The organism is Lysobacter sp. ISL-50 (assembly GCF_018612875.1).
In the GTDB taxonomy this organism is placed as follows: domain Bacteria; phylum Pseudomonadota; class Gammaproteobacteria; order Xanthomonadales; family Xanthomonadaceae; genus Lysobacter.
Map to the genome: position 1 here is coordinate 19,831 of NZ_JAGGRI010000054.1, position 20,296 is coordinate 40,126.

15 protein-coding genes and 2 pseudogenes are annotated in these 20,296 nt (G+C 66.9%); 7 read left to right on the forward strand and 10 right to left on the reverse strand.

Annotation, left to right across the window (positions count from 1 at the left end; translation table 11 throughout):
- The first annotated feature begins 67 nt into the window (after positions 1–67).
- The gene (locus J7J50_RS23030) at positions 68–964 is read left to right on the forward strand and encodes a LysR substrate-binding domain-containing protein (RefSeq protein WP_215060721.1); all 897 of its coding nucleotides are present in this window, start codon (positions 68–70) and stop codon (positions 962–964) included.
- Positions 965–988: 24 nt separating this feature from the next.
- Here J7J50_RS23030 and J7J50_RS23035 read toward each other — a convergent pair whose 3' ends face one another.
- Positions 989–1,546, reverse strand: a complete 558-nt coding sequence (locus J7J50_RS23035) for a TetR/AcrR family transcriptional regulator (RefSeq protein ID WP_215060719.1) — start codon at positions 1,544–1,546, stop codon at positions 989–991.
- Positions 1,547–1,709: 163 nt separating this feature from the next.
- Between J7J50_RS23035 and J7J50_RS23040 the strand changes: the two genes are divergently transcribed.
- Positions 1,710–2,720, forward strand: a complete 1,011-nt coding sequence (locus J7J50_RS23040) for an alpha/beta hydrolase (protein WP_215060717.1) — start codon at positions 1,710–1,712, stop codon at positions 2,718–2,720.
- 79 nt (positions 2,721–2,799) lie between these two features.
- Here the strand turns inward: J7J50_RS23040 and J7J50_RS23045 are convergent, their stop codons facing one another.
- The gene (locus J7J50_RS23045) at positions 2,800–3,657 is read right to left on the reverse strand and encodes a PA4780 family RIO1-like protein kinase (RefSeq protein ID WP_215060715.1); all 858 of its coding nucleotides are present in this window, start codon (positions 3,655–3,657) and stop codon (positions 2,800–2,802) included.
- A gap of 96 nt (positions 3,658–3,753) precedes the next feature.
- Between J7J50_RS23045 and J7J50_RS23050 the strand changes: the two genes are divergently transcribed.
- Positions 3,754–4,464, forward strand: a complete 711-nt coding sequence (locus J7J50_RS23050; RefSeq protein WP_215060713.1) for an rRNA pseudouridine synthase — start codon at positions 3,754–3,756, stop codon at positions 4,462–4,464.
- A gap of 37 nt (positions 4,465–4,501) precedes the next feature.
- Here the strand turns inward: J7J50_RS23050 and J7J50_RS23055 are convergent, their stop codons facing one another.
- The 4 genes from J7J50_RS23055 to J7J50_RS23070 all read right to left on the reverse strand — a co-directional run bounded on the left by J7J50_RS23055 (position 4,502) and on the right by J7J50_RS23070 (position 9,044).
- Positions 4,502–5,110 carry a hypothetical protein gene (locus J7J50_RS23055; protein ID WP_215060711.1) on the reverse strand — a complete coding sequence of 203 codons (609 nt, stop codon included), beginning with the start codon at positions 5,108–5,110 and terminating at the stop codon, positions 4,502–4,504.
- 264 nt (positions 5,111–5,374) lie between these two features.
- Complete coding sequence (locus J7J50_RS23060; protein ID WP_215060709.1) at positions 5,375–7,903, reverse strand: S8 family serine peptidase; 2,529 nt, start codon at positions 7,901–7,903, stop codon at positions 5,375–5,377.
- A gap of 260 nt (positions 7,904–8,163) precedes the next feature.
- Positions 8,164–8,361 carry a hypothetical protein gene (locus J7J50_RS23065; RefSeq protein ID WP_215060707.1) on the reverse strand — a complete coding sequence of 66 codons (198 nt, stop codon included), beginning with the start codon at positions 8,359–8,361 and terminating at the stop codon, positions 8,164–8,166.
- Positions 8,362–8,696: 335 nt separating this feature from the next.
- Positions 8,697–9,044: a hypothetical protein gene (locus tag J7J50_RS23070; RefSeq protein ID WP_215060705.1), complete on the reverse strand. Its 348-nt coding sequence runs from the start codon at positions 9,042–9,044 to the stop codon at positions 8,697–8,699.
- Between the two features lie 447 nt (positions 9,045–9,491).
- Here J7J50_RS23070 and J7J50_RS23075 point away from each other — a divergent pair, with 447 nt between their 5' ends.
- Positions 9,492–9,863, forward strand: coding sequence for a hypothetical protein (locus J7J50_RS23075; protein ID WP_215060703.1), 372 nt, complete (start codon positions 9,492–9,494; stop codon positions 9,861–9,863).
- A gap of 78 nt (positions 9,864–9,941) precedes the next feature.
- Here the strand turns inward: J7J50_RS23075 and J7J50_RS23080 are convergent, their stop codons facing one another.
- Positions 9,942–10,163: a hypothetical protein gene (locus J7J50_RS23080; protein ID WP_215060700.1), complete on the reverse strand. Its 222-nt coding sequence runs from the start codon at positions 10,161–10,163 to the stop codon at positions 9,942–9,944.
- Between the two features lie 337 nt (positions 10,164–10,500).
- Between J7J50_RS23080 and J7J50_RS23085 the strand changes: the two genes are divergently transcribed.
- Both J7J50_RS23085 and J7J50_RS23090 read left to right on the forward strand, forming a co-directional pair.
- Positions 10,501–12,045, forward strand: coding sequence for a hypothetical protein (locus J7J50_RS23085; protein WP_215060699.1), 1,545 nt, complete (start codon positions 10,501–10,503; stop codon positions 12,043–12,045).
- A gap of 349 nt (positions 12,046–12,394) precedes the next feature.
- Positions 12,395–14,710, forward strand: a pseudogene (locus J7J50_RS23090) (TonB-dependent receptor); the annotation flags it as partial.
- Between the two features lie 60 nt (positions 14,711–14,770).
- Here the strand turns inward: J7J50_RS23090 and J7J50_RS23095 are convergent.
- From J7J50_RS23095 to J7J50_RS23105, 3 genes are all read right to left on the reverse strand, one after another.
- Entirely contained in the window at positions 14,771–15,709 is a 939-nt protein-coding gene (locus tag J7J50_RS23095; protein WP_215060695.1) for an alpha/beta hydrolase, read from the reverse strand.
- A 149-nt stretch (positions 15,710–15,858) separates the two neighbouring features.
- Complete coding sequence (locus J7J50_RS23100; RefSeq protein ID WP_215060693.1) at positions 15,859–17,136, reverse strand: acyltransferase; 1,278 nt, start codon at positions 17,134–17,136, stop codon at positions 15,859–15,861.
- A 259-nt stretch (positions 17,137–17,395) separates the two neighbouring features.
- Positions 17,396–19,348 carry a sulfatase-like hydrolase/transferase gene (locus J7J50_RS23105; RefSeq protein ID WP_215060691.1) on the reverse strand — a complete coding sequence of 651 codons (1,953 nt, stop codon included), beginning with the start codon at positions 19,346–19,348 and terminating at the stop codon, positions 17,396–17,398.
- 399 nt (positions 19,349–19,747) lie between these two features.
- On the opposite strand from J7J50_RS23105, the pseudogene J7J50_RS23110 reads away from it, so the two are divergent.
- A pseudogene (locus J7J50_RS23110) lies at positions 19,748–20,296 on the forward strand (class II glutamine amidotransferase); the annotation flags it as partial.

The following is a 20,296-nucleotide window of genomic DNA, read 5'->3' on the forward strand; positions in this document are numbered from 1 at the left end:
GGCGTCTATTGAAGCGCCGCCGCCGCAGTTGACATAGCGCGACGATCGGTGATGAGCTGTGCGCCATATGCACAGCTCGAAGCCGCTGCCGCCGCTGGAAGGCCTCAACGCCGTCATCGCCGCGGCCGCCACCGGCTCGTTCACCGCGGCGGCGGAACGTCTCGGGCTGACCCACGGCGCGGTGAGCCGGCGCGTGCACGCGGTCGAGCACTGGCTGGGCACGGCGGTGTTCGAACGGCACGGCCGCGGCGTTCGCGTGACTCCGGCGGGGCAGCGCTTCATCGCCCAGGTGGAGCAGGCGCTCAGTTCGATCAGCGAGTCCGCCGATCGCTGGCGTCCGCGCCGCGAGTTGCCGCTGATCCGGCTCAGCGTGGTGCCCTCGTTCGCGCGCCTGTGGCTGTTGCCGCGGATGCGCGCGCTGCAGGATTTTCCCGCGCAGCGCCGGGTCGAGTTGATCATCGAACACCGTCTGGCCGATCTGGCCGGCGGCGAAGTGGATCTGGCGGTGCGTTACGGCAAGGGCCAGTGGCGTGATGTTTCCTCACAGCTTCTGTTCAAGGAGCAACTGATTCCAGTGGCCTCGCCGGAACTGGCCGGCGAATGGGGCGGCCACGCGGCGGCGAGCCGCCTGGCCGATGCGCCGCTGTTGCACGACTCCGATACCAGCCAGTGGAAGGCGTGGCTGAAAAGCCAGGGCGCCGCTTTTCGCAGCAAGGCCGCGGATCGGCGTTTCGAGGATTACGACCTGGTGCTCGCGGCGGCGAAGGCGGGGCTCGGGATCGCGTTGCTGCGCACGCCGCTGGCGCGCGAAGCGATGGAGTCCGGAACGCTGGTGCGCGTATCGAAGACGGCCATCGCCAATCCGTTCTCGCATTACCTGGTCATGCGCACCGGCGAAGCGCGCGGCATGGTGCTGGAGGCCGCTGGCCGGTTGCTGGCCTTGTCGGCGCCGATGCGGCGTTGATTGCGGCGTTCGCCGCGGCGGACCTCAACCCAGCAGATCGTTCGGCAGCCGCTTGAGCACGCGCCGGAACGGCGCCGGATCGCCCAGGCCGCGGGCGAGGATCAGCGCGCCCTGGATGCGCACCACCGCGTCTTCGCCGCGCTGCTGCGCTTCGCGCTCGGACACGCCTTTTTCCTTCGCCAGCCGCGCGAAGCCTTCGATCAGTTTGCGCAGCGACGCGCCGAGCCGGTCCTTGAACACCACGCCGGCGTCGCCCACGACCAGATTGCCGAAGAAGCACGCTTTCGCGCCGCCGTCGTAGAACTCGTCGAGCACGCCGATCACTTGCCGCAGCCGCTGCTCGGGCGGGCCGGAGGCGAGGATCGGCGCGAAGATCGCGTCGCGCGCCCAATCGTCGATGTGATCGAAGACGGCGCGTGCCATGTCTTCCTTTCCGCCGGGGAAGTAGTGGTAAAGGCTGGAGCGGCCCAGGCCGGTGGCGCTGGACAACTGGCCCAGGGAGGCGGCGTCGTAGCCGTATCGGCGGAAGGCGCCGAGCAGGCGGTCGACCACCGTTTCGCGCGTGAATTGGGGAGCGGGCATAGGCGGACCTGTCTGTACCGTTCGGTTTAGTGGAGGCGGCCGGCGAGGCCGCCGGCGGAACAATGAAGTGTCGAATTTGGCTTCGATGCCGTGGTTGACGGGAATCATACCCGAGTCTATTGTACCGATCGTTCGGTTCATAACTCACTCAGGGAGTCCCGCCATGTCCACCCCGTCCCAAGCGCTCCGTCCCGCCTCGCGCCTGCGCCGTGCCGCCGCATCCGTACTCGTGCTCGCCATCGCCCTGGCGCTGCCCGGCCTCGCCTCGGCGCAGCAAGCCGAATCCTCCGTGCCAGTCGCGCAGCAGGATCAGGCCAGCGTCGTCCGCTACCGCAAAGCCGTTGTCGATGGCGTGGAGATCGCTTATCGCGAAGCCGGCCCGCGCGATGCGCCGGTGCTGTTGCTGCTGCACGGCTTCCCGAGTTCCAGCCACATGTACCGCGACCTGATGCCGCGCTTGGCCGACCGCTATCGCGTCATCGCCCCGGACTATCCCGGCTTCGGCCAGAGCGCGGCGCCGCCGATGGATAAATTCGAATACAGCTTCGACCGCTACGCCGCGTTGATGGACGGCTTCACCCGGCAGCTGGGGCTCACGCGCTATGCGCTGTACCTGATGGACTACGGCGCGCCGGTGGGCTTCCGTCTGGCCAGCGCGCATCCCGAGCGCGTGACCGCGCTGGTCGTGCAGAACGGCAACGCCTACGAGGAAGGCATCGGCAAGTTCTGGGACCCGATCAAGGCCTATTGGAAGGACAACAGCGCCGCCAATCGCGAAGTGTTGTTGAAGGCCGGCTTGTCGGCGGAAGCCACGCGCTGGCAGTACCTGGACGGCGTGCGCGACCCGAGTCTGGTCAGCCCGGATGCGTATGCGCTCGATCAGGCCTATCTGGAGCGCCCCGGCAACAAGGACATCCAGCTGGCCCTGTTCTTCGATTACCAGCACAACCTGGGCAAGTATCCGCAGTGGCAGGCCTACTTCCGCAAGCATCGCCCGCCGACCCTGGTGATCTGGGGCAAGAACGACCAGATCTTCCTGGCGGCCGGCGCGGAGCCGTACCGTCGCGACAATCCCGATGCGCAGGTGCATCTGCTCGACACCGGCCATTTCGCGCTGGAAACCCATGGCCCGCAGATCGCCGGGCTGATCCGCGATTTCCTCAAGGACCGTTGATGCGTTGAAAGCGGCGGCGCGCGATCCGGTCGAGCCGCCGCGGAACGAGCCCGCATGGCCATCGCCATGCGGGCTCGCGTCAGTCTTCGGCCGCCGCGGCTTCGCGCCCTTGCTGGCGGATCAAGGCTTCTTCGCGCGCGTCGTTGATCGCATGGCGCACGCTGTCGAGATCGATCGCCGACTCGTCGTGGACGAAGGTCCCGGTGAGTTCGCTGTCCGGATGCAGATCGCCGGCCTCGAACAAGGCCCACATCTCCTCCGCGTACCAGGTGTCGAGCAACTCCGGCGCCCAGGCGCCGAGGCTGGCGGTGAGGTTGTTGACGTCGCGCAGCAGCATCGTGCGCGCGGCGTTGTTGCCGGCGGCGCTGACGACTTGCGGGAAGTCGATGATGACCGGGCCGTCGGGCGCGACCAGCACGTTGTATTCGGACAGATCGCCGTGGATCAGCCCGACGCACAGCATCTTCACCACCTGGCGCACCAGGAAGCGGTGAAAGCCGCGCGCCTGATCCGGCGCCAGTTCGACCTCGCCCAGGCGCGGCGCGGAATGGCCGTCGGCGTCGGTCACCAGTTCCATCACCAGCACGCCGTGGAAATAGCCGTAGGGCTCGGGCACGCGCACGCCGGCCTCGCGCAACTGGTACAGCGCATCCACCTCGGTGTTCTTCCAGGCGGTTTCCTGCTGCTTGCGCCCGTACTTGGTGGCCTTGCCGATCGCGCGCGCCTCGCGGCTGCCGCGCACCTTGCGCCCTTCCTGGTACTGCACGCGCTGCTGGAAGCTGCGCTGGGCCATGTCCTTGTAGACCTTGGCGCAGCGCACCTCGTCGCCGCAGCGCACCACGTACACCGCCGCCTCTTTGCCGCTTTTGAGCGGACGCATCACTTCATCGATGACGCCGTCGTCGATCAGCGCCTGCAAGCCTGTGGGAGTCTTCATCTAGTCCTAATGAATGAAATCGGTCCGGCGGCGGGGGATTTACCGCCGGGCACCCGCATATCTTTACACTTAGCGCCTTTCCCGCCGACTTTTTCCATGTCCGAGCCCCTCCGTCTAGATAAACGCGTCGCAGAACTGGCGGGCTGTTCGCGCGCGCAAGCCCAGCAATACATCGAGGGCGGCTGGGTCCGGGTGGACGGCGAGGTGGTGGAAGAGCCGCAGGCGCCGGTCTCCACCGAGCAGGTCGAACTGGACCCGCAGGCGCGGCTGGAGCCGGCGGAACCGGCGACGGTGCTGCTGCACAAGCCGGCCGGCGTGGATTTCATGGATATTCCCGGTCTGGTCGTGGCGGCCGCCCGCGCCGAGGGCGATGTCTCCGGGGTGCGCCTGCTCAAGCGCCACTTCCACCGTCTGACCCCGCTGATGCCGATCGACGCGGAGGCCTCCGGCCTGGTCGTGCTGAGCCAGGACGGCCGCATCTGGCGCCGCCTGACCGAGGACTACGCGCAGATCGAGCAGGAGTTCGTGGTCGAGGTCAGCGGCGAACTGGGGCCGTACGGCCTCAAGCGTCTCGCCCACGGTCTGGAGTACCGCGGCCGCCCGCTGGCGCCGTGCAAGGTCAGCTGGCAGAACGAAACCCGCCTGCGCTTCGCGATCAAGAACCCGCAGGGTGGGCAGTTGCGGCATATGTGCGCCCAGGTCGGCCTGCAGGTGGTGTCGAGCAAGCGGTTGCGCATCGGCCGGATCTCGCTGAGCAAGATGCCGGTCGGACAATGGCGTTACCTGCCGGTCGGCGAGCGGTTCTGAGGCGCGCCGGCGGCGCGGCTTCGCGCGACCGGTGCGGTCAATCCGCCAGCAGCGACCAGTCCGCTGAGTTCAGGCCGAAGCGCAAGGGCTTGGAGCCCTTGCCCTCGCTGGCGCTGTCCCAGTGCCCATCGCACTCCACCGCGCCGCTGTCGCGGTCGAGCTGACACGAATTCAGCGCGGTCATGTTCAGGCCGGCGGCGAAGCGGCGAAATTCCTCGGCTTTTTTGGGATCGGCGTTGTGCGCGGCCAGTCCGGTCAGGTGTGCGCGCACCAGTTCCTGCGCCCGCGCCAGCGTCGGCTGCGGCGCCGGAGTGTCGGCGTCCTGCACGATCCGCCAGTCCTTGCCCTCGGCGCGGAAGCGATAGGCCTGATAGCCGTCGCGCATCGGCGCGTCGAGTTTGACGATGCAGGCGGTCTGCTCCGCATCGACCCGCTGGCAGCCCTGCACGGCGGCGATCTTCATCGAGTCGAGCATGCTGCGCATCAGCGGCGAGGCCGTGCCGGCCTGCGTTTGCGCATCGAGGGCGCGACGGTAAGCCGCGTTCGCCTGTTCGGTATCCGGCGCCGCGTCGGACGCGAGCGCGCCGGTGGAAACGAACGACAACAGCAGCCACAACCTGCGGCGTGTAAGCGCGATGGAAAGCATCCGTACCGATTCGGCGACGCGGGCGGGCGCCGCGGGGCGGTCATTCTACGCAGCCGCGCGGCCCGATCCGTCGCCCGCGCCGGTTGGCGGCCGATTGCGCACAGGCAGGGTGCGCGCAGTTGCGGAAATGCGCGCAAGAGCATTCGCGCTTGCGGCGCTCTGCCCGCGATTTGTACAGCGGTTTTGTTAGTAGCTCCAAGCCGACAGAAAAGAGCGGCGCCGAACCGAAATCCGGCGCCGCGCTTGGTCCGTGCAACGTATCGGCTATCGACCGCACCATTGGCTGGCATCGCCATGCCGCTGCAGGTAAAAGGGGACGCCATGGGTCGTCAGAGCGGTTGGCGCCAACCAGCGACGGTGCCGCTCCTCGTAATCGTAAAGAGAGGCCAAGAAGCAACCCTCCGCCTGAGGCGCATACCTCATGACGCCAAGCCCGTGCCCGTAGTCCGGGACGTTCGCGCTCAGCCGGTTGCGCCACATTCCACCGGCGCTTCCGGCGACCGCGTACATCGATTTTAAGGTGGCCGAGGCCATGTCCTCGCGGCGCTGAGCCAGTATCGGCGGCAACCAGTCTTCGTAGCCACTGGCCCCTGGCTGCAAGGCACCCGACAAGGACGATTCAGCCAAAATCGCATGGATCGACTTTCCCGTATGCGGCGGCGTCGAGGCCCAGCGCGCATTGTTCATCGCCAGCATCCGCTGGTACTGCAGTGACAATGCCGCCAGGCCGGCGACGTGCGGCGTCGCGGCCGAGGTTCCAAAGAACCCCCACTTCGAAGACTTGGTGGCGCCTCCGGTGAAACTGGCCAGATTCGGCTTGGGATTCGTATCCTTTTCGGGGCTCGACGGCCTCGTCCCTCCCGGACCCAACACCGGTCCGCGCGATGAGGTGGGCCTCAAGACCGACGGGGCAGAGACATCGAGCGCGGCCACCGTCACGACATCCGCGGAATCCGCGGGCGCAACGAGCGTGCGCGCCCTGTGGCTGTAAGCCATGGGCCGGGTTTCGCTGGTGAACAATCGCAGGAAATGCCCCGCTTGATGCGTCTTGCGCACGATGCGCACACCGAAAATGCCGCCTCCCGCGGCGTGCTCATCGTTCGGTGGGTCCCAAGCATCACATCGCGCGGTGCGATCCATTGCCTGCGGAGCGTAGTCGATCACCTCCGTGGGCGCGGCCGCGTTGCCGCCGTCCTGAGCTTCGTCGGATTGAGCCGCAACCACCCAGCCCGCCGGCTGCTTGACCACCTCTTTCCCGTTCTCCATGACGGTAACCTCGTCGGCCCAGCGCACCAGTTCCAAACGATAGTCGGCCGAGGTGTTGTGGTCGGCGGTTCGCCAGTCACTCCATGTCAGACGGACCTCGGTTCGACCCAATAGAGCCCACAGAGGGTCCTTTGCTCCGACCGGAAAGCAATAGTCGCGCCGCGGATTGCCGAGGAGATTGACATCGTCCAGGATGTCGGCGCCGTTGGCATCGCGGTTATCCGGCACAAAATCCTGATGCACCACCGTACCGGGACCGGCGGTGGCTTCACCGTCCCAGTAATTGGCGGAACCCTGGTTGCCTGCCGCCTGGGTGATCAATACGCCGTTTTTCCTGGCTGCGGCGAACGCCGCGTACAGTCCGGTCAATTCGCCGTTTCCCGCGGTCCCGTCACCCGGCGATACGCCCCCCGCGTAGCCGATCGAAAGATTGATCACCTGCGCGCGGGGCGCGCCTTGTATGACATTGAACTCATCCAGACCGGCTGCATCCTGGATGGCCTTTATATGAGAAGAAAGACTCCCCGTGTCGTAAAGACGATAGCTCGCCCGCGGGGCAAAGTCGTAGATGATTTCGGTCACGCTGTTGCCGTGCCGCCCCGATTCACCAGGGTCGCCCACGCCGAACGGCTCATCGGGTATGAGTCCGATAGTCGTCAGTTTGTTCGGTTCGGTCTCGCTGTTCTTGGGCCACTCGCCCGAATCCTGCAAATCGGCGATGTTGTCTGAGCTGAACTGATCGACGACGGCGATCGTCACGCCTTGGCCATCGAGTTCGCGCCGCAGGTCCACGGGGATTTCGGTCGCGCTCAGACCCAAGCGACGCAGCGCATCGATACCGCTCAAGGCCAGGCCTTCGCTGACGACAGCGGTGGTCCGCGGCAATGTCGCCATCTGGATCGAACCGATTTCCTTCAGCGACGCCACCGCTTCCAGGCGGGCCAGCGCTATCGCGGCTTCCAGCATCGGCGAACCCGGTATGGGATGGGCCTCGACGCCCTGGGCTCGCAGGGATTCACGCGCCAACGCCGCCGCGCGAGCGAGTTCGCGGGAATCCTCGATCTGCTCGACCGTCAGAGACAGGCGCAGGCTGACTTTCACCTTTTCGCCGTCGCGGTACGGGGCCGGCAACCCGGCCCGGTCCAGTGCGGCAATTTGCGCGGCCACGGCCGCAGGCGTTCGTGCGGCGACAGCCGCGCGCGCGGAAGCAACCGGGCCACCACGTCCCGCTCCGGCTGTTCCGCCAGTGGATACGTCGCCGGGATACGAGCGCCGATACTGTTGAAGCGCCTGCAGCAACTGGCCACGACCCAGCTTGGCCTGAGCCGCGGTGCGCGGCGTCAGTTCGACGGTGTTGTTCGAATGGCCGCCGTGCGCACGGATGCGCCCGTGGTCGGCCTTGGGTGCATCCGCAGCCACCTGCGTTTTTATCCGCGTTGCTTGTGGCAAAAATGCCACAAGGCTCGCGACTGCACATGCGCCGGCCAGGCCGAATGCGGCCCATTGCCTAGCGGTTGGTTGGTTCATGCATGATCTCCTGAAGCACGGCGCGATAACCGATCCCGCGCAATGCCTGGGATCGGTGCGCGAGCAGTCGCCGCGGCCTGCACGCGTCATGGCTATAAGTCGAGATACAAGCGCCATCACAAGGTCTGGCGTGCAGAATTCAAGCTACGGACATGCCCGAGCCTGAGGTGGAACAGCGACGGCAAGATGCTGGTCGCGCTAGGCCCTGTATCAATGTTCGTCGCTGTCGTACCAATCTGGATGCCAGCGCGTGGAATGACTTACAAGCTGAAGGCGCACGACGTGATAACGCTATGCATCGTCGGCGTAACTACGTCGCAAAAGTCGCGCAGCGTTGATCGCCGAGCCGGCGCGGATGCGGCCCGCAACAAGCCAGCGTCCTTGGAAAAATTGCTATAGATCAATCCGCCGGATGCGGCGGCGACACCATCGCTTGGCGTGCTGTTGCGCTTGCTCATTTCACTTCCCCTGACATCCCGGCGTGGAGTTTCGACGGACCGGCCGCTTCATGTTTACGGAGAGACGGGCCGGCGATTCCCACCCGGCTCGATCCGATGAAACGTCCAACACAGCATGGCGATGTTTTCGCGATGCTATCTCCACTAACGCATGTGCGAGACGGTTTCCCTACGTCATCCAATATGAAATATCGCCATCAAGAAACCGGATAAGACATGTCCTGGAAGGCGTCGTTGTTACGATGCCGAATCCGATTTCCACGGCCTGAGGCGATGGGTTGCGATCGCGCTGGGTTCGTCGGAATCCAGCGCGATCGTCCTGCATCGGCGCGATGTTAGTGACTGCGGGGGTCGCCGCCGCTGCGATCGATCGCGTCCGGCGCGGCGTCGTGCCCGGCGCAACTGTCCGGCCGCGGCGAACCGGTGGTTGCCTCGGCCTGCTGCGCGTCATGGCGTTCCCGGACCAGGCGGGCGATGCGTCCGCGCGCGGACGGATGCATGACGTATTGCTCCGCGGCGATGGGGAACTGTTCCGCCAGCGCTCGCCGCACCTGACACGGCGTCATGCCGGCGTCGCTGGCGATATCCTCCGCGATGCGCCGATCGGACATCGACGACGGCGCGGCCTGCGCCTGCATCGCCAACAGCGTCGCGGCGAGCGCGAGTACGAATCTTCTTGGCATTGGACGGTCCCGGTGGGTATAGCGAGTCGGCCGCGAATTCGAGGCGAGCGAGTCCGCCCCGCAGGCCGGTGGCGACAGCCGGCGACGATGCAGGTGGCGCAGCGCCCGTAGAGGTCGCGCTTGAAGAACTGCGTACACAACGGATACCGCCGAGCCGTGCGCGGCCGCAATGCGCAGACGACGAAGCCGGCGTGCGGGCGACGAAAGCGGGGTTCATTGGCGCGAACGCGAGCGGCCGTGTCGAGTCTGGCGCGGTACTATCGGCGCCGTGGCCTAGCAGGACATCGCCAGCCTCGGCGCTTGTCGGTCTTGCCGCGGCGGAAAACACGAACGAGCGGCCGCGGGACTTTCAAGGGCTCGTCATTCCCGCGAACGCGGCAATGATTTGCAAAGCGCAGATGCCCCCCACCCGAAGTTATGAAACCCACACCCTTCCTGCGAAATCCAATGCGCCTGATCCTGCGCTCGCTGCTGGCGATGGTCGCGGCGGCGGCCGTGCTGGTGTCGGTCAATCTGGCCGGCGGCGAGGTCGCGGGTTGGCTGGGACTCGCGCCGGGAGGCAATGCGCGCCTGGGCTGGGATATGGCCTGGACCATCGCCGGCGGCATCGCCGCGATCGCGACGGCGGCGCGCTGCGCCGCGACCGCCGCGCGCGGGCATGCGCTGGCGTGCCTGGGGTTGATCGTGCTCGCCACCGGTTATGCGGTGGTGCAACTGGGCGGGGATTTCCCGCGCTGGTTCACTGCCGGGCTGGTGCTGAGCCTGCCGCTGCAAGGCTGGCTCGGCATGCGCTGGGGCCCGCAGCGAAGCCGCTGCTGAGGATGCGCGCGACCGTGGAGGGCATTGGGCACCCTCCACGGCGCTCAAACGAAGTTCGAAGCGCGATCTTCGCCGGGCTTACTCGGAATCTTCTTCTTCCTCTTCCTCGTCGCCCTCTTCTTCATCCTCTTCGTCTTCTTCGTCCTCGTACTGCTCGCCCAGCGAGTACAGGATCCACGGCTGGCCGTCGGCGCGCGTGCCGGTGGCGACGGCGATGATGACCCAGCTGTCTTCCAGGCGCTTGTTGACTTCCTGCACGTCGTCGGTTTGAAAAACCGCTCCAATCGTTTCCAGATCCACGGTGCTCGCTCCTTTGGGGTGGGGCGGAAGCATAGAGCAGGCCGATGTCGGCGGTAAGTACGTTGACAGGCGCGCCCAAGGCGCCTCCACATCCGTGCCGCCCGCCCGGGCGCCGCGCGCGCGACGGAAAAACACCGGCCTGGAACCGTGACCCAAATCGCCAAGGAACACTCTCGCTCAACGGAATTTATCGAAACTGCATGAGCGGCCGCGGTTCCGAAAGTTGCCCGCAGCGAGCGCGGCGGCGCGCGTGCACCATGGCCGCCGCGATGGTCGCGATGGGAGAACCGCTGTGAGAAGAATCATCGATGTATCGCTGCGCGAGCGAGGCCCGGGCATGCGCCCGCTGCTGACGCGCGCGGCCTTGTTGATGGGCGTGCTGGCGCTGGCCGGGTGCCCGAAGTGGGAGTTGGACTCCGCGGCGGTTTCGTCTTCGTCCGAGCGGGCCGCGCCCGCCGCGGCGCGGACCGCCGCCGCCACGCCCGTGGCCGCATCCGCGGGCGCCGTCGGCGCCGCGCCGGTCCATACCGGCAGCGCGCGCGCCGCGGTCGCGGCCACGTGTTCGCAGGTGCAGCAATACGGCGTCACCTTCACCCTGGACCGCGCGTATCCCTGCGGCCAGTTCGCCAACGGCGACTATTGGGTGACCCCGGTCGATGGCAGCGCCGGCAAGGTCAAGGTGATGTCGATCAGCCCGGCCTTCGCCGGCGGCCACAACGGCTTCGAGGTCAATCCGTCCAGGATCGACCGCCACGGCTTCGACAAGGACGCCGGCGGTTACGACGCCGCGCGCGTGCCGGCGCTGCCGTATTCGGCCGCGCCCAATCAGTCCATCGTCAAGGCGGTCTCGCTCGCCGGCAACGACAAGACCGCGCTGCAGACCGCGGTGGTGCTGACGGTGTTGAGCGCGGTTCCGCCCGGCGGCGGTCGCGACGTGTTCCGTCCGCCGTACTTCGGCCGCAGCAAGCCGCTGTATCCGCTCAGCCGCCTGCGCATGGACCGGTTGCCGGCGTTGACCGGCCTGCCGGACATGCCGAGCCTGCGTTCGCTGTCCGATCGATTCGCCCGGGTGCAACTGGATCATCAGCTGGGCTGGCAGGCCGATCAGATCCACCCGACGCTCAACATGCCCGACTACGGCGCGGCGATCGCGATGGACACCTCGGTGGCGTCGCTGCGCCTGATGATCGACGGCGATCCGCTCGAACGCCGGCAGCTGGCGATCAATCTGGTCCAGTACGGCATCGATCTCGACGCCGCCATGCAGGGCGGGCTGCACTTCAACGCCGACGGCGGCCATCGCCACGGCCGCAAGCTGGTGCTGGCGATGTCGGCGCTGCTGCTCGACGACGTGGCGCTGAGCAAGCGCGTGCGCGATTTCCAGGGCGGGACGTATCAGGAGGACGATCAGCTGTCGGTCGGCGCCGGTTCCGGCGTCGTGCTGTTCGGCAGCCCGTGTTCGGCGGAGGACTACTGGGAGAACCAGATCCACGGCACCAACTCGCGCGATTGTCGCGACCCCTACGGTTATATCGACGGCGGCCAGCAACCGGGCGACTACTACCAGTTCTGCTGCACCGCCAAGGCCTATAAGGCCACCGCGCTGGCGCTGCGGCTGCTGCCGGCCTTGCGCTGCATCTGGACCGACGACCGCATCCTGCGCTACGCCGACCGCTGGGTGCAGCATGGCGTGTGGACCCAGCCCGATCCCTATCAGCCCCGCGGCAACGGCGCGGCCGATAACAACCCGGCCGACGGAACCGGACGCTGGCCGGCCGCGCACGGCACCGGCCGCGACGGCGGTTACTACGCCAACCCCTTCGCCGACGCGATGTGGACCGCTTATCGGTCTCAGGCCAGTGATGTCTACTCCTGTCCCTGATCGCTGCTTTGCGGCGAGAAACGAGTGCGGAGGAGTGAGGAGTGAGTAGAGCCGGCTGAGTTCCGAGGAGCGAGCAGAGCGCAGCCTTTGCTTTGCTCGTTCCTCACTCCTCTGGACTCGCTCCTGCTTCTCAAGCCGTCGCAAACGCGCCGAAATGCAACCGCCGTGCAACACTTATGCCATACCGTGCCGCGACGCGGAAACGTCCGCCACGCTGCCATCGGCCCAGCGCGAGCCGAATGCATTGCACCTCAGCGCCAGTCAAGGATTTCCCACGATGTATCTGCATGAAGTACGCCTGCCGCCGCGCGGCCGCGTTGACGACTCCCGCCGGCTGCTGGCGCTTTCGCGCCGCAGCGTGCTGGCCCGGGCCTGCGCCGGCCTGTTGCTGGTCTGCGCCGCGACCGCCGCCTCGGCCCAGCAGGACGCCGCGCCGGCTCCGAGCGCCGCCGCCGCGCCGGCCGCGCACGAATCGGCGACCTCGCTCGACGCGGTCACCGTGACCGCCGAGCGCCGCGAGCAGAACCTGCAGGACGTGCCGGTCTCGGTCGGCGTCATGCAGGGCGACGCGATGCGCGCGCTGACCGCCGGCGGCGACGACACGCTGCTGGCCCTGTCCGGCCGCGTCCCCAGCCTGTACGCGGAAACCACCACCGGGCGCATCTTCCCGCGCTTCTACATCCGCGGCCTGGGCAATATCGATTTCTACCTCGGCGCCTCGCAGCCGGTGTCGATCATCCAGGACGATGTCGTGCTCGAACACGTCGTGCTGAAGTCCAATCCGGTCTTCGACCTGGACCAGGTCGAAGTGCTGCGCGGCCCGCAGGGCTCGCTGTTCGGCCGCAACACCACCGCCGGCATCATCAAGTTCGACAGCATCAAGCCGAGCCAGGACTACAGCGGCCGCATGCAGGCCAGCTACGGCAGCTACAACACCGTGTCCTTCGACGGCGGCATCGGCGGCCCGATCAACGACATGCTGTCGTTCCGCGTGTCGGCGCTGTACCAGCACCGCGACGACTGGGTCGATAACACCTACACCGGCCCCAGCGCCGACGGCACGGTCACGCCGAAGAAGGACGCGATGGGCGGCTTCGACGACCGCAATCTGCGCCTGCAGCTGCTGCTGACGCCGAACGAGAATTTCTCGATCCTGGCCTCGGCGCACGCGCGCGATTACGCCGGCACCTCGACGCTGTTCCTGCGCAACGCCATCGTCAAGGGCTCCAACGAAGTCGATGTGCCGCGCGACAAGGTCGCCTATGACGAAGCCGGCAATAACCCGCAGGCGTACAAGACCTACGGCGGCTCGATCAAGGCCACGTACGACTTCGGCGAAGCCTCGCTGACCTCGATCAGCGCCTACGAAACCACGTCCGGCTACAGCCGCGGCGACACCGACGGCGGCGCCGCGGCGAACTACCCGGTGCGCGGCGTGCCCAACGGTTTCGGCCAGTCGATGGGACAGGTCCGCGACCTGGACCAGTTCACGCAGGAATTCCGCCTGGCCAGCGAAGGCGACGACGCCCTGCAATGGCAGGTCGGCGCGTTCTATTTCGACGGCCGCGACACCACCGATTTCTATCAGCGCGCCTGGTTCCTGCGCGGCGCGGCGCGCAATCCCAACAACTGGGTGCGCCTGCGCAACAGCAATACCTCGTGGGCCGCGTTCGGCCAGCTCAGCTACAAGGTCACCGATGCGCTGACCGTGACCGCCGGCCTGCGCGAGACCAAGGACACCAAGCGCACGCGCCTGCTCAAGACCGCCGACACCGTCGCCGGCGTTTCGACCTACACCGGCCGCCGCGACGTGCGCATGTCCGACACCCAGCCCAGCTGGGACCTGAGCGCGATGTACGAAATCAATCCGAACCTCAGCGTCTACGCCAAGGTGGCGCGCGGCTTCCGCGGCCCGACCATCCAGGGCCGCTCGGCGGTGTTCAATGCCGACTTCACCACCGCCGATTCGGAAACCATCGTGTCGTGGGAAGCGGGCATCAAGAGCAGCCTGTTCGACAACCGCCTGCGTTTGAACGTCACCGGCTTCACCTACACCGTCGATGACATCCAGCTCAACGGCAACGACTCCAACGGCAACGGCGTGTTGTTCAACGCCGACAAGGCGCGCGCCTACGGTGTCGAAGCCGATCTGGACTGGCGTCCGATCCCGAACCTGTCGCTGACCGCCGGCGTGAGCCTGCTGCGCAGCAAGATCGAGGACGACCGCGTCTACGCCCAGGTGTGCGCGCTCAACGGTACGGTGGTGTGCACCGTCAACGATCCGACCATCAAGGTCGGCGCCAACACTTTCGCGCAGATCAACGGCAACCCGCTGCCGAACGCGCCCAAGTACAGCCTCAACCTGGGCGCGCGCTACGACATCCCGGTCAGCGACAGCGGCGCCTTGTTCGTGTCCACCGACTGGAACAAGCAGGGCTACACCAGCTTCGTGCTGTACGACTCGACCGAATTCAACGCCAGCGGCAACTTCGAGGGCGGCCTGAAGGTGGGCTACACCGGCGGTTACGGCGCGTACGAAGTCGCCTTGTTCGCGCGCAACATCACCAACGAGAAGAACCTCAAGGGCGTGATCGAGAACTACATGGCCGCGGTCTACAACGAGCCGCGCGTGGTCGGCGTGTCGCTCAACCTCAACTGGCACTGATCCGCGCCGCGGCGGCCCCGCGCCGGCGACGCCGATGAAGTCCTTATCGGCGTCGCCGGTTCAATCGCGCGGTTGCAGGAACCGCAAGATCCGCGCGTTGACCTCATCAGGCTGCGCCATCGCCGCGACGTGATCGGCGTCGGGCACGATCGCCGTTTCCAGCGCGGGCATGCGCTTTCGCGCCAGCCGCGCCATCGCCGCCGGCTCGTACAGCCGCTCCGCGTCGCCGATCAGCAACAAGGCCGGCGCGCGGATCGCGCGCAGTTCGCGCCGGCTCAGCACCGCCGGATTGATGACGCCGACCGCGGAGAACGCCGGCATCATCGTCGTCGCCATCAGCGCGGCCCACCGCGTGTCGCGCGGCGGCCGCACGCCCAGGTCGGTCATGCTCGGCGCGCGCTGGCTGCCGCTCAGGCGGCGCCAGAGTTTGACCAGCGGCCGCTTGATCCGCGCCGAGTAGGTGAGCTTCCAGAATTGCGAAGCGAAACTGCCGACCGGGCTGATCATCACCACGCGCTCGACCCGCCTCGGCGTCAGCGAGGCCTGATTCAGGGCGAGGAAACCGCCGAACGAACAGCCGACGATCGACACGCGCGACAGGCCCAGGCCATCGAGCACTTCGCCTAACCAGTCGGCGTACTCGCGGCGATCGCGCAAACGCCGATACGACCAACCCTTGCCCGGCTGCGCGATCACATCGATCGCGTAAGTGCGGTAGTGCGCGCTCAGCCCGGCGACGTTGAGGCGCCACGCGGTGGCGGTGCCGGCGAAGCTGGGCAGCAGCACCAGCGGCGGCGCGTCGGCCGGGCCGCTGACGATGAGGTGGGTCGAACCCCAGCGGGTCGGAACATCGAGCTGCTCGCAGGCGATCGGCCACTCGCCCACGGCGGCGTCGTAAGCGGCCAGATAGCGGTCGCGGGCGTCGTCGTTCTTGAACGTGGGCAAGGCGTCCGGCGGACGCGAGGGTGTGTTTTGAGCGGAGCGGTCGGAGTCGTTCATGGGTCGCCCGTGCCTGCTGAGAGGACGATGCAACTATATGAATTTCCTGGAATTATGAAAGTCTTGAAGGATATTTCGCCGGCCCCATATCTATAACGAGAGGGGACGATCCGATGGCCGGCGACGCAGCCGCCGGCGCCAGATGCGACTCAGGTCGGCGACGGCACCGCGCCCAGCGGCGCGCGCTTGCTGCCCAGGCGCTGGATGATCCGCTTGCCCATGCGGATGCCCGGCTCCTCGACGTACAGATACGTCGCCAATGCGCTCAGGCACAGCACCAGGCCGCAGCCGATGTTGACGATCCAGAACGGCACCGTGCCGCTGAGCGCATACGCCTTGACGCCCGGGATCGCGAACACCGCCACCATCGCCAAACCCTGCGACAGATAGATGCTGTAGCTCAGATTGCTCAGCCGCCGCGCCGGCGCCAGCGACAGCACGCCGAACAGGCGATTGCCCGAGCACACGATGAAGAAGAACGCGCCGGTCAGCGGGCACAGCGCCAGCAGTTGCAGCATGCCGATGCTGCGCGTGCTCAGCATCGCCGCGAACACCAGCACGATGCACGCCAGTGCGACCGCGGCCCACAGCGGTTTGTGCAACTGCAGTTTTGCGCCGAACCCTGCATGCAGCAGCGAGGCGACGAACATGCCCGAAACCAGCATCAGGATCAGTTCGGCCAGTACCGCCAGCAGCAGGATCGGCCGCGGCTTGACTCCGGGCTCGAAGCCGCCGCCCCAGGTCGCGGCGAGGATGGTCAGCAGGCACAGCGCGACGATGCTGGCGGTGAACATCAGATGGCGACGGCGGCGCACGAAGAACGCCAGCAGCGGCAGCGAGAAATAGAACAGCCATTCGAAGAACAAGGTCCAGGTCACGCCGGCGAGGATCGTGCCGGTGTCGGTGTAGCCGTTGATGGTCGGCGGCGGCGGCACGATGCCCAGCGCCAGCCACGCCAGCGCCGAGGCGATCGCCTGCAGCGGCGGCACCCGCCACTGGAATCCGGTCCGGTACGCGACCACGCCGATCATCACCAGCACCGCGACCACGTACATCGGGCCGAGGCGGAACACGCGGCCGATATACAGATCCTTCCAGCCCGGACGGCCCTCGGCCTTGAGCAGTTTGTTCCAGAACAGGAAGCCGGTGAGCATGAAGAACACGCTGACCGACACCACCCCGGCGGTGTTGTAGAACTGCGCCGCGGACGGCTTCCACACCCCGGTGATCAGGTAGTCGTAGTGGACGATCACGTGCGTGGCGAACACGCTCATCGCCAGGAAACCGCGCAGGCCGTCGAGTGTGTCGGTGCGCTTGTCCAGTTGCGGCCCGATCAGGTCCGCGCGCCGGAACACAGGCAGCCAGGCGAAAGCGAAGGTCGCCAGCATCATGACGAAGTACGGCCAGGCCTGATGGATATCGACCATACGGTTCACGAATTGCGAGAGGGGGTTCGGCGAGACTAGCCGGGCCGCGCGCGGGCTTCTGACGGGTGGATCACGCTTCGCCGCGCATCCAGCGGTGCCCGCGATTCGCGTCTGCGCGACTGTGATCGCCGACGCGCTCGGGCCCGCCGCGGCGCCGGCCTGGGAGGCGATTTCGCGCCGGCGTGAGCCGTTCGCCGCGCCGATTACGAGCTATGGATCACACCACCCGCGACCGGCACGGCCGTCCGCCGCGGACCGATTACTGCTCCGGCGCCGACAGCATTTCTTTTTCGTAGCGCTGCAACAGCCGCAGCAGCCGGTTTGCCGTCTCCACGATTTGCCCGGCGATGTAGGGCGCGGGCAGCGCGGCGATCGGGGTCGGAAAGTGGCCGTCGGTGATCAGCAGATTGGTCATCTCGCAGCCGTCGTGTTCCAGGTCGTACAACTCCCACTGGTCGGCTTCGATGCCGCGCGGGTCCCAGTAGCGCACCAATTTCCACTCACCCGAACGCACGCAACGTACATGGTTGGGCTGGCGCACCGGGCCCGGCGCCAGCTGCGGCACCGGGCCGTTGTAGGGCAGCGGGGTGCTGCCGTCGCGGACCACATCGACCATGTCCAGGAAGATCTTGTACTCGCGATCGGAATGCAGTTGATGCGGATCGATGTCGGCGTGCAGGCGCTCGGTGATTTCGTCGTCGGTAGCGAACAGGATGCCTTCGCGCACCTGGCCGTCGGCTTGCTTGGGTTCGGTCTCCTCGCCGCGGATCACCGCGCTCAGGTCCACGCCCGGGAACGGCGGCACCGGGCGGGTTTCGCGCAGAGTCTGGCGGATCTGCTCGCGCTGCGCGGCGTCGAATCCGGCCAGACCGAGCAGAGTCGGCACGATATCGACGTGGCTGGTCAGCGCGTCGATCTGGCGCATGTCGGGCCGATGATTGACCCGCGCCGACTGGATCACCACCGGCACGTGCAGCACTTCCTGATACGCGGTGTGCCACTTCTCGATCATGTAGTTGTGCGCGCCGCCGTATTCGCCGTGATCGGCCATGAACACCACGATGGTGTTTTCGCGCTGGCCCGATTCGTCCAGCGCGTCGAGCACATGGCGGATGTGCCCGTCCACCAGATGCTGCAACCACGCGTAGTACTGGACGAAACGCTCCACCGCTTCGTGCGGGTCGCGGGTGAGCTGGAACGGAATGCCCGACAGCAAGGCGGCGTTGACCGCGTCCAACCCAGCCTGGGTCTGCGCCGACAGCCCGGTCTTGGCCGCGAGCGCCAGGCCCATCTTGTATGCGTAATCGAACTGGCACGCGGGTTTGTTGCTGAGCGGATCGTCCATGCTCGGCGGCACCCGCGCGTTGTCCTGCGGAAATCCCAGCGGATTGAGCGCCAGGCTCAGGCTGCCGGCGGTCGGCGGATTGCTGAAGCTGCCCTGCGCCGGCACCGGCAACGGACCCAGCGGCGGCGCATCGGGATCGAGCCCGCGCGGCAGGCCGGGATAGGTCGCGATGTCGTGCGGATTGGCGAACGACGCCACCGCCAGCCACGGTTTGGCGTCGGTGGCGGGCGGTGGCGCCAGCGGCCGGCTTTGATCCTGCTGGGCCAGATGGCGGTTGTACGGCAGGCCCAGGCCCTGTCCGCGCAGGAAGCCGCAGACCAGATCGCGGAAGCCGATGTCGCGGTAGGCGCCGAGGTTGTTGATGCTCGATCCGTGCGGCTCGGGCCAGGACAACTCCCAATCGTCGAAGCCGTATTTGTGCAGCGAATGCGCCGGCGGATTGCTGACATGCCACTTGCCGAAGTAATGCGTCTTGTAACCGGCGCCGCGGAACCAGTGGCCGAGCGTCGGGATGCCGTCCTCGGCCAGCCACGCAAACGCATCGGCGTCGCCGTTCTTGAACAAGCCGTCGGTCTGCGTCACGCCGGTGCGCGCGCCGTATTGCCCGGTCATCAGCGCGGCGCGGCTGGGAATGCAGGCCGAAGAAGCGATGGTGTGCTTGCGCAGCACCACCGAATGCTTGCGCAGCGACCACAGTCCGGGAAAGAAGCGGCGATAGTCGTTGTCGGCCTCGGGCTCGCCCTGGAAACCGACGATGTCCTTGAGCTGCGGCGCGAAGCCGCCCTCGGCACCGTAGGCATAACGCGGGAAGCGCAGTTGATCGACGAGGATGACGAGGATGTTCGGCTTGGCGGAGGGACTGGTCATGACGTTCCTAGGTTGGGACGCGACTACTGCGGACGCCGGAGCAACCCGGCCGGTCGATCGTTAGGGGTGAAAACGAGGGCTGGCCACGCGGACGGCCATGCTCGGCTAGAACGGCGGAGCCGGCGGGCTGTGACGCCGGGCGGCGGTGCGTCGATTCGGAGCGTGCCCGCGAGTTCCGATGCGGGCAGTCACGCGGACGTCGGCGCGATGATGGTCACCGTTCTGTCACCGGACGCACGACCGCGCCCCCGCCTTTGAGCGGCGCGGGCCGATCGGCTCGATCCAAGCTGAATCCGGGGTGAGAGACGCGAAAGCCGCGGCGTTCGCCGAGACGCGTGTCGCGTCTGTCGCGAGGCGGGATGGATAAACTATCGCCACTTCCCCCGGAGTACTTCCAGCATGTGCGGAATCGTTGCAGCGATCGCGGATCGCGATGTGGTATCGGTCCTGATCGACGGACTAAAACGCTTGGAATATCGTGGCTACGATTCCTCCGGCATCGCCGTGTTCGACGGCGCGCAGCTGCGCCGCGTGCGCCGCACCGGCCGCGTCAGCGAGATGGAGAACGCCGCGCAGGCGGAAGGCTTCCACGCTCAAGTCGGCATCGGCCACACCCGCTGGGCCACCCACGGCGGCGTCACCGAAGCCAATGCGCACCCGCACATCAGCTTCGGTGAATTGGCGGTGGTGCATAACGGCATCATCGAAAACCACGACGAGCAGCGCGAACGCCTGCGCGCCGCCGGCTACGCCTTCGAATCGCAGACCGACACCGAGGTCATCGCGCATCTGGTGCATTTCCACCAGCAGCAGGGATTGGATCTGCTCGCCGCGGTGCAGGCGGCGGTCAGCGAACTGGTCGGCGCCTACGCAATCGCCGTGGTCAGCAAGAACGAGCCCGGCCGCCTGATTGCCGCGCGCATGGGCTGCCCGCTGCTGATCGGCCTG